Source organism: Proteus sp. G2669 (assembly GCF_009915245.1).
Taxonomy (GTDB): Bacteria; Pseudomonadota; Gammaproteobacteria; order Enterobacterales; family Enterobacteriaceae; genus Proteus.
Map to the genome: position 1 here is coordinate 55,615 of NZ_JAABLX010000024.1, position 9,428 is coordinate 65,042.

9 protein-coding genes and 1 pseudogene are annotated in these 9,428 nt (G+C 38.6%); 3 read left to right on the top strand and 7 right to left on the bottom strand.

Annotated features, from left to right (window positions below; genetic code table 11):
- Positions 1-162: 162 nt before the first annotated feature.
- The 3 genes from GWI68_RS06410 to GWI68_RS06420 all read right to left on the bottom strand — a co-directional run bounded on the left by GWI68_RS06410 (position 163) and on the right by GWI68_RS06420 (position 3,511).
- Positions 163-1,308 carry a phosphoenolpyruvate-utilizing N-terminal domain-containing protein gene (locus GWI68_RS06410; protein ID WP_166539732.1) on the bottom strand — a complete coding sequence of 382 codons (1,146 nt, stop codon included), beginning with the start codon at positions 1,306-1,308 and terminating at the stop codon, positions 163-165.
- Positions 1,309-1,367: 59 nt separating this feature from the next.
- On the bottom strand, positions 1,368-2,471 hold the full coding sequence (locus GWI68_RS06415; protein WP_166539733.1) for a glycerol dehydrogenase: 1,104 nt from the start codon (positions 2,469-2,471) through the stop codon (positions 1,368-1,370).
- 365 nt (positions 2,472-2,836) lie between these two features.
- The gene (locus GWI68_RS06420; RefSeq protein WP_109409221.1) at positions 2,837-3,511 is read right to left on the bottom strand and encodes a 7-cyano-7-deazaguanine/7-aminomethyl-7-deazaguanine transporter; all 675 of its coding nucleotides are present in this window, start codon (positions 3,509-3,511) and stop codon (positions 2,837-2,839) included.
- 205 nt (positions 3,512-3,716) lie between these two features.
- Between GWI68_RS06420 and tusA the strand changes: the two genes are divergently transcribed.
- Positions 3,717-3,971 carry a sulfurtransferase TusA gene (gene tusA, locus GWI68_RS06425; RefSeq protein WP_166539734.1) on the top strand — a complete coding sequence of 85 codons (255 nt, stop codon included), beginning with the start codon at positions 3,717-3,719 and terminating at the stop codon, positions 3,969-3,971.
- Positions 3,972-4,060: 89 nt separating this feature from the next.
- Here the strand turns inward: tusA and GWI68_RS06430 are convergent, their stop codons facing one another.
- Both GWI68_RS06430 and GWI68_RS06435 read right to left on the bottom strand, forming a co-directional pair.
- Positions 4,061-6,460, bottom strand: a complete 2,400-nt coding sequence (locus GWI68_RS06430) for a zinc/cadmium/mercury/lead-transporting ATPase (RefSeq protein ID WP_166539735.1) — start codon at positions 6,458-6,460, stop codon at positions 4,061-4,063.
- Positions 6,461-6,640: 180 nt separating this feature from the next.
- Entirely contained in the window at positions 6,641-7,267 is a 627-nt protein-coding gene (locus tag GWI68_RS06435; RefSeq protein ID WP_166539736.1) for a lysoplasmalogenase family protein, read from the bottom strand.
- Between the two features lie 147 nt (positions 7,268-7,414).
- Here GWI68_RS06435 and GWI68_RS06440 point away from each other — a divergent pair, with 147 nt between their 5' ends.
- Complete coding sequence (locus GWI68_RS06440) at positions 7,415-7,801, top strand: DUF2500 family protein (RefSeq protein WP_208105130.1); 387 nt, start codon at positions 7,415-7,417, stop codon at positions 7,799-7,801.
- Positions 7,802-7,881: 80 nt separating this feature from the next.
- On the opposite strand, the gene GWI68_RS06445 is transcribed toward GWI68_RS06440, so the two are convergent.
- Positions 7,882-8,178: a DUF1145 family protein gene (locus GWI68_RS06445; RefSeq protein WP_109409225.1), complete on the bottom strand. Its 297-nt coding sequence runs from the start codon at positions 8,176-8,178 to the stop codon at positions 7,882-7,884.
- A 17-nt stretch (positions 8,179-8,195) separates the two neighbouring features.
- The gene (rsmD, locus tag GWI68_RS06450; protein ID WP_072069813.1) at positions 8,196-8,780 is read right to left on the bottom strand and encodes a 16S rRNA (guanine(966)-N(2))-methyltransferase; all 585 of its coding nucleotides are present in this window, start codon (positions 8,778-8,780) and stop codon (positions 8,196-8,198) included.
- 228 nt (positions 8,781-9,008) lie between these two features.
- On the opposite strand from rsmD, the pseudogene GWI68_RS06455 reads away from it, so the two are divergent.
- Positions 9,009-9,428: pseudogene (locus GWI68_RS06455) on the top strand (signal recognition particle-docking protein FtsY); the annotation flags it as partial.

The following is a 9,428-nucleotide window of genomic DNA, read 5'->3' on the forward strand; positions in this document are numbered from 1 at the left end:
TAAAAAAGTAATTGATTACTAAGATAGCAAGCAGCTAGGGAGTAAAAGAGGATCTTTTATTCCCTTTTTTTATTCTTATTAAAAAACATGTGAAATATAAGAAATTAAGGAAATTAAATAACCTGATATTGTGTAGCACAGGTTATTTAAATACTTTTATTTTTAATGAGAGATATAGGTGTTTTGATAAAGCCAAATATTTTGGACTTTTTTAAGTGTGATATTTTGCCCATCAGTCAGCGATAATGCCTGTTTTCCTGCCTCATTAATAATGGGGATATCTAATGCATTCGCTAATACGGTTGTGTTAGATAGTGGATTCCCATGACTTAATAAAATCCCTTTAATTTTATGGGTATCAAGTGCGATTAATGTTGATGGATGAAGTTGTTTTGTCACTAGAATAGCATTCGGATAAGGAGGAGGCGTTATTGGTGGTGGTGCTGACGTCAAATAGCGTAGTAATCGAGATAAAATATCATCTAAATCACTTTCTCTGGCACGCATATTATCATCATCCATTTGTGCATAAGTATCTATTAAATCAATAAATGTCTGTTGTAGGGCAAACTCAGCATTACAGTGATGTTTACTTATCATGCTACATACAGTTAGTTGTAATTCTGCATTTTCTAATAAGAAACGATGACTAGAAAAAATATGAGTATATTGCTCGCCAATCTTGCGATAGGTTTCTTCGGTTAACCAGTCTATATCTTTTTTTGAACGCTCAATCGCTTTAACTAAGCGTTTCTGCTCTTCGAGTAATAAATGAGAAGATATTTTTTTTCTAGGGATAACAAAGCGATGATAAGGGTAGAGCCAAACAGGCGCTGTGATAATTCTAATAGGTTCGTAATTGGTATTTTTGGGGTGAATGTTAAAGTTAGGGAGATTTTCCCCTAATTGAAGTTTCTTTATCGTAATGGTTTTATGTGCTGCTTTTTCTGCTTCTTCAAGGGAAGCGCCGAGCGCAATGCTATTGGCTGCCGCTAGTGTTCCCTCAACAATAGGAGCAGAGCTTAGTGCTACATTTGCTGCAACGGCATGTTCGAGATTTGCGATTGCAAGTGCGGCATTTTGCGCTGAGTGATAAGTATCGAGTAAAACGAGTACACCTTGCTTGCTATAACACTTTTTGATTGCTGTGAGTATAGTTTCTGGAGACACTTCATTTGTGAGATCTAAAGGTGTTTGATTATTGGTCGCAATGGCAATTTTTACTTGGCGATCTACAGTCTGATTAACGAGTTCTTTTATACCATTGGCAAGCGTAAGGCTTTTTGAAACTAATACGATACTGACCATAAAGCACCCTTTTTTATGAATACAAACAGGGAGATAAAGACTCCCTGTTTACTCAGGCTTTAATAAAGCCATTCCCGTCCTAATTGGTCGGCAGTTAAAATTGCGGCGTAAACCTTATCTGAATCAACATCAAACGGCATGTTATAAATTGTCTCTCCTTCAGCACAACTTAACTCAGCCACTGCCATGATTTTTTCATTCAGCTCATCGCCTGTGGTATTGATACCCAATTCTTCTAAGGTGACAGGTAATCCCACTAAAATACAGAAGTCGAGAAACTCTTCTAATTCTTCTAATGGGCTATTTTCTAACACTAATTGCACTAATGTACCAAAGGCAACTTTTTCGCCATGATACATATGGTGACACTCTTCTAGTGCAGTAAATCCATTATGGATGGCATGAGCCGCAGCAAGGCCCGCACTTTCGAAACCAATACCACTTAGGAATGTATTGGCTTCGATAATATTTTCGACAGCCGTTGTACAAACTCCTCGGCTAACCGACAGTTTTGCTTTATAGCCATCTTCTAAAAGAGTGTTATAGCAAAGTTCAGCCAGAGCAAGCGCTGCAAGCGTTGACTTACCCCCTGCCATAGTTTGTTTTTGTGCGTTGCTACAGGCTCTCGCTTCAAAGTAAGTCGCTAAAGCATCCCCCATACCTGCAACTAATAAACGGGCAGGCGCAGAGGCGATAACATTAGTATCCATAACAACCACATCAGGGTTGGTTGGGTAAAATAGATAACTATCAAATGCACCGAGTTCTGTATAAATAACAGAAAGGGCGCTGGTTGGCGCATCAGTAGAGGCAATGGTAGGGGATATCACGACTGGGAGCTGGCATTTATAAGCAACAGCCTTGGCGGTATCGAGTGTTTTACCACCACCAACGCCGATGATCACAAGCGATGCTTGGGCTTTTGCGAGTTCGGATAAACGATTAATTTCGTTATGTGTACACTCACCATTAAACAGTTCAAAGTGCCCATTCACTTCATATTGAGACATACTGTCTTTAACGGTACTGCCGACTAATTCCATGACAAATTTATCAGCAATAATCAATGCTCTATTGCCAAAAGGCTTCGCGTACTTACCAATATGAAATAACGCATCAGGCCCTTGAATATATTTAGCGGGGGATTGAATAACTTTTAACATAATAGACTCCTACTATTCGCAAAAGAGAGTAAAAAATCCTTATGGTGGGGCTCGTCATCCCAACAGACATATAACAATATGGAGACGATCCAAGAATACATTAACAGTTTAATAGGTGAATAAAATAATTTATTGTAAATAATTAATAGATTTTATATTAGCATGCAAAAAACATAGTAATAATGATATTTAAGCAATATTTTGTGAGTTGTTTAACTAATCACGCTAATTAATTACGGTATGAAATATTTACATTAAATAATAAAACATTTTAATCAGAATAAAGCTTCATAAAATTGAGTTATGAAGCTTTATTATTGGAATAATGACATTAATTTCATTATTATTTTGCGAGGTGTGCCTGATTATGAACGGATCTCAGCATAATCTTGTTTTTGATTTTCTTGTGCGAAAAAGTGACGCAAAATGAAATTCAATAGAACGCCATAAGCAGGCAAGAAAAACAGCATACAAATGGTTAATTTAAACACATAGTCCACTAAGGCGATTTCTACCCAATTTTCTGCCATAAAGGCGTCAGTGCTGCGGTAAAACGCAATAAAGAAGAAGGCCAGTGTGTCGAGTAAATTACCAAAGAACATTGCTGCACTTGGCGCAACCCACCATTTTTGTTGTTGTCTTAAACGATTAAAGACAGACACATCCATGATTTGACCTAACACATAAGCCATAAAGCTTGCTGTCGCAATTCTTGCCACCATGATATTAAAATCAGCTAATGAGGCAAATCCCTGCCAACTGCCTTGGAAAAAAAGCGTTGAGATCAGGTAAGAAATTGCCAATGCAGGTAGCATAACAGCGGTAATAATGCGTCTGGCAAGTGGTGCGCCATAAATACGAACCGTTAGATCTGTTGCCAGAAAAATAAACGGAAAGGTAAAGGCACCCCAAGTGGTATGGAAACCAAAAATGGAGATAGGTAACTGCACAAGATAGTTACTAGATGTAATTATCAGGATATGGAACAAAGAAAGCCATAACAGCGCCACCGCTTTTTGGCGGGGAGTAAACGTATACATAAATTGTACCTTTTTAGTGATTGGGGTGAGGGAACCCAATAAAACAGTGATTTCTCTCTTAAATGAGAGGATGCGCATAATACGCTGGTTGCGCAACAAAAGCAAAGGTTGGGGAAAATTCCCTTGCGTTTAATGTGCCGTGATGTGAACACGAAAGAGAGATATAATAATAGCATCTGTCAGTGTAAGAAAAATGGTTAATAGAATGAATGCTCAATTTGACGATGCAACTAAAACATTAGATACGCTAGGGCTACGTTGCCCAGAGCCTGTGATGTTAGTGCGTAAAACCATAAGAAATATGGCATTAGGTGAGACGTTATTAGTGATTGCTGATGATCCTGCGACTGTGCGTGATATTCCAGGCTTTTGCCGTTTTATGGAACATGATTTATTAAATCAAGAGATACAATCTGCACCATATCGTTATCTTATTCGTAAAAAAGAGAGCAATTTGTAATTTATGCTGTAAATATTGCTAATCTTAACGCTAAAAAATAACCCAAACTCCAGATTAACTGAGGTTTGGGTTTTGTTATTTTAACGTACTTACTCTTTATGTGAGGCGTTAATTTTTACTCTTAATAGTCTTACTGCATTGGCTGTAACCAGTGCTGTTGCGCCGGAGTCAGCAAGAACAGCAACCCAAAGTCCTGTAATTCCTAATAAGCTTGTTACTAAAAATATCGCTTTTAAACCAAGTGCTATCGTAATGTTTTCACGGATGATTTTACGTGTCGCACGAGATAGCTTAATAATTTCAGGTAAGCCCGTTAAGCGGTTATGTGTCAAGGCTGCATCAGCCGTTTCAAGTGCAACGTCAGTACCGCTTCCCATTGCAACACCAATAGTTGCAGCCTTCATTGCTGGCGCATCATTGATACCATCACCCACCATCATTGTGTTATGTGTTTTACTGATTTCCATTACTGAAGTCACTTTATCTTCAGGTAGCAATCCTGCTCGGAAATCCATACCCAGTTTTTTCGCAATAGCCGCGGCTGCTCTTGGATTATCACCCGTTAGCATAACGGCATTGATGTTCATCTCTTTCAATAACTTCATTGATTCAACAGCATCATTGCGTAAGGTATCTTGCATAGCAATAACACCGATAAGCTGACTCTCTTTTAATACAACAACCACGGTTTTACCTTCATCTTCAAGGCGTGCAACTTCTTGTTGCCACTGAGAAGAGAGCGATGTGTTATCTGATAACTGAGCAGGCGCACTCACTAGAATATGTTGGCTATTTAAATAACCTTCAATGCCTTTGCCCGCTAAGGCTTTACGATCTTCAGCCTCAACAACAAGCACACCGTTTTCTTGCGCCTTATTGATAATAGCTTTTGCTAATGGGTGATGAGAGCCAATTTCTACGGATGATGCAAAAGTTAGGACATCTTTTTCATTAAACCCGGTTTCAGCTACAACGTCAGTAACTTGAGGTTTCCCTTCTGTTAATGTGCCAGTTTTATCTAGTGCGATAGTATTAACTGTACCCAATTGTTCTAATGCTGCGCCACCTTTGATCAGTGCTCCGCGTTTAGTTGCTGCCGCTAATGCTGAAGTGATAGCCGCGGGTGTTGAGATAACTAAAGCACAAGGACAACCAATCAATAATAGTGTTAAGCCGCGATAAATCCATGTTTCCCAAGGTTGTGAGAACAACAATGGTGGTACAATAATAACCAGCGCAGAGAACAACATAATCGCAGGTGTATAGTAACGGCTAAAACGGTCAATAAAGCGTTCAATTGGCGCTCTACGCTCTTCAGCTTCTTCAATCAATTGCAAAATACGGTCAATAGCATTTTGCCCTTGTTCAGATACCACTTTCATTTGCACTGATCTATCAACAGATAAACAACCTGCAGCCACTTTTTCGCCTTGCAAACGCTCTACTGGTACAGATTCACCGGTTAATGCACTTTCATCAAAACTTGCAAATGTACTGACTAATTCAGCATCTGTTGGCAAACGTGAACCTGGGGCGATTTCGATAATATCGCCAGGGCGCAGTTGCGCAACAGGAACTGTTTGTTTTTTGCCATCTTTGATTAATGTTGCTTCTTCTGGCACTAGTGCCATTAATGCACTTACACCACGACGAGCACGACCTGCAGCGTAAGACTCTAACATCTCACCAATCATAAACAGCAAAATAACCATTGCTGCTTCTTCGGTAGCATTAATAAATAGCGCACCAATTGCAGCAACGCTCATTAATGTTTCGATAGCAAATGGTGTGCCACTGCGAATAAGTTGTAAGGACTTTTTCACAATGGGGAATAAACCAATTAAAGTTGTTGCGATAAAGGCTGCACGACCCGCTTGAGGATCAATAAATTCTGTACCCCAGCTAATCGCCATTAAAAGCGCCAATACAATAACAAATGAACTTTCTTTTAAGAGGCTTTGCTTAGCCACTTTTTGAGATTGAGGTGAAGATAGGTCAAAAAGCTCAAAGCCTGCACTGTTAATGGCGGCAATGACATCAGCGCGTAAATCACTATCCGCATCAACGACCAGTTTTTCAGTGGCAAAAAGCACTTTTGCTTGTTTTACACCTGTGACTTTGAGTGCTGCGGTTTCAATTTTTTGAGCGCAACTTGGGCAATCCATTCCTTGTACTTTCCAGCTAAAGCGTTGTTGTGCAACTTTTTCTGGCTCAATGTTAGAAATAGGAGCGTTGATATCACAGCTTCCATGAGCATGGTTATGCCCATCATGGTTATGATCGTGTCCATCATGATCATGTTCGTGGGAGTGTCCGTGATGATGCTCATCCTCACATTCAGGATCACTTTTGTCTATCTTGGTATGAGAATGTCCACTTTCAGTATGTGAGTGCGTACTATTCTCTGAGTGGCCTGAACAGCATTGAGAACTTGAGCAACAAGCATCGGTATGTTTATGATTATCGTGTTGATGAGCATGTTTAGTCATAACTGGCTCTCCTTGTTCAACGAAGTAAAGTTCTAAAATCATTTATTTGATAAGTACTTTACAGCTTGGAGTAGAGTCCAGAGTCAAGATGTGCGACAGAAATTAATTGGCAAAAAGTGCGAATTAAATTAGAAGTCTAACCCCTTGATTTAAATATTTAAACCAAGGGGTTGATGAAAACTAAAGGAATAAGGCTCTAACAATAAAGAAATGCCCAATAAAATAACAGGCACTGACAAGCCCTTTTGAGGCTGAAAATGAGAAGCGGAATCGGTTGATTAACCATATTGAGTAAGCAATCACTAACAATAATGATCCGATCATCACTGATAAGTTGTAATCATTGCTTAAGTAGAAGAATTTTTCACCAGCCACCCAGAACATAGCAAATGCAGCTAATAAAGTTAGGGAGGCTGGAATAGCTAATTTATCGAGCTTAGTCCAAACAATGGCTAAAATGATAATGAAAGCAAGAATAACGAACCCAAGTAAAGGAAGATAAAATGAGAGTTGTAATGGGAGTAAAAAACTCACCATATAAAGAATGTAGCTTAGAAAAATCAATGCGAAAGATGGTAGTAAATACTTACCATCAAATATTCTTAGGATATCAGAAAGTAGTGTCGCTAATAACGCACCAACAATCAGGTAGCTATTAATGTTGTGTTCGGGAACTTGCCATGCCCAAAGTAATAAAAGAAGTAGTGTGATAGGACGGAATAACCATCGTTGCCAATTCGGCCCACGATATGCCGCATCAATATAAAGCCATCCGGAGAATAATACCGCGAGAAAAGGCCAACTCATAATATCTTCCTTATATTCAGAACTGTTTTATTATTCATAACAGAAAGCTTAATTTAAGAATAGCGGTTAATGACGAAACTGACGGACTTATTAAAATAATATAAAGCACACTACTTTTTAATCCATATAACGATAGGAATTAATGTAATGAATAAAGCAGCGATTATTGGTATTGCAGTACTGATTATAATTATCGCATCGGCAACTTATCGTTTTTTTGAACAGCGAAAACAACGAATAAGTGACGATAACTCACCTGTAAAACTTTATATGGTTGAAGTCATTGATAAAAAAGAAATTGTGGCTAATGAACGACGCTCAAGAGAAAATGATGTGAATGGCCCAGAAACAACTCATTATTATCAAGTGACCTTTCGTTTAACCACTGATGAACGTAAAGATTTGCTCTTGAATATTGATAAATCATCTTATCAAAATATCGAACCTAAAATGAAAGGACGTTTATTTATGCAAGGCAGTCGTTTTGTACAGTTTGAAACAGATATGCCAATCGATGAGCAAAATAATAAATAAGCGAAAGTATTTATAAGATTGGCAAGCTCTGGGGTAGATGGGTAACCCCAGATAATTGCGAGGGTATACGAAGATCACAGCTATTGTTTTGTTTTATTTTTCTGTTTTTCTTCGTATTCTTTTCGTAATTCTTTTTGTATTTTTAATAATTCAAAAATACCAAAGAAGAAAATACGAAATTGCAATCCAGTGGAGGGTTTTTGATCTTTAGGTTGCCCTGCTTTATACATGACAATTTGTAATCCATGCATAATTACCATAAAAATCAATGCAATATCCATAAAGTATTTTAATGGTTTAGGAAAAGGGGAAATAATATTTAAAAATAGAAAGCCCCAAACGCCGACCATCAAAAATCGGCCAAAAAAGATTAACATAACAACTCCATAAAAAATTAAGCAGATAAACTGCGAATATAAAGGCGATACGCAACTTGCCCTGCGATCTTCTCTCTATGCAATGTCCAATGGATTGGCAGTGTATAAGTCTGTGCTTTAACTTCTTCCTCAATATAAATATAGCAATCTTGCGCTAACCAACCGTTATTTTCTAATAATTGGACAGTGTCAGACAACATGCCTTTATGAAAAGGAGGATCTAAGAAAACGACATTATAAGGCGTGCCTTGTTTTGCGAGAAAGGATAATGCGCTGTCTTGAATAACATGTCCATTATCAGCATTAAGTAAGGCTAAATTTGCAGTAATTTGTTGGGCAACAGGACGCTCATATTCGATAAAAGTGGTTTCACGAGCATAGCGAGAAAGAGCCTCAATTCCCAAGCCACCACTACCAGCAAAACAGTCGAGACAGCGAGCATCTTGGATGATGGGCATAAGCCAATTAAAGAGCGTTTCTTTCACTCTATCGGTTGTTGGTCGTAATCCTTGACTATCGAGAACAGGAAGTTTACGACCACGCCATTTACCCCCAATTATTCTAATTTGTCCCATTGGGGCTTTTTGTGGTTTTTTGGCCATATTATTTTGATTTATATCGTTTAAACGTGATTTCTGGAGTGTCTTTTGGAATAAGGGATCAGTGTCTCTTGATATCTTGATGACTTCCCTTGATTTAATCCGGAATAATTTACCATAAAATTCGTATAAAAGATGCGTTTATCCATGATCAAATGATAGACTTCATTATTATTTTCAATATCGTCAATGTAATCGCGCCATGATTTAGTGCGAGGAGTTTAGTAGCTAATGGCAAAAGAAAAAAAAGGTTTTTTCTCGTGGCTCGGTTTTGGGCGTAACAAAGAAGAAAATATTGAGCAAGAGAAAGAGCAGCAACGCTTAGAAGAAGAGCGTTTAGAAAAAGAACGTTTGGCAAAAGAAGCACAAGAAGAGGCTGTTCGCCAAGCAGAACTAAAAGCGGAGCAAGAGCGTTTAGAGGCAGAGCGCCAAGAAGCGCAACGTGTTGTGCAAGATAGATTGGCACTGGAAGCCGAAAAACAACGTTTAGAACAAGAAAAAGCACAACGCCAAGCAGAAATAGAGGCAGAACAAGCGCGTCTAGAAGCAGAACATGCAGAACAAGCACGTCAGGCTCAAGAAGCGCAAACTCAACGTTTAGCACAAGAAGAAGCCCAGCGCCAAGCGGAACTAAAAGCAGAGCAAGAACGT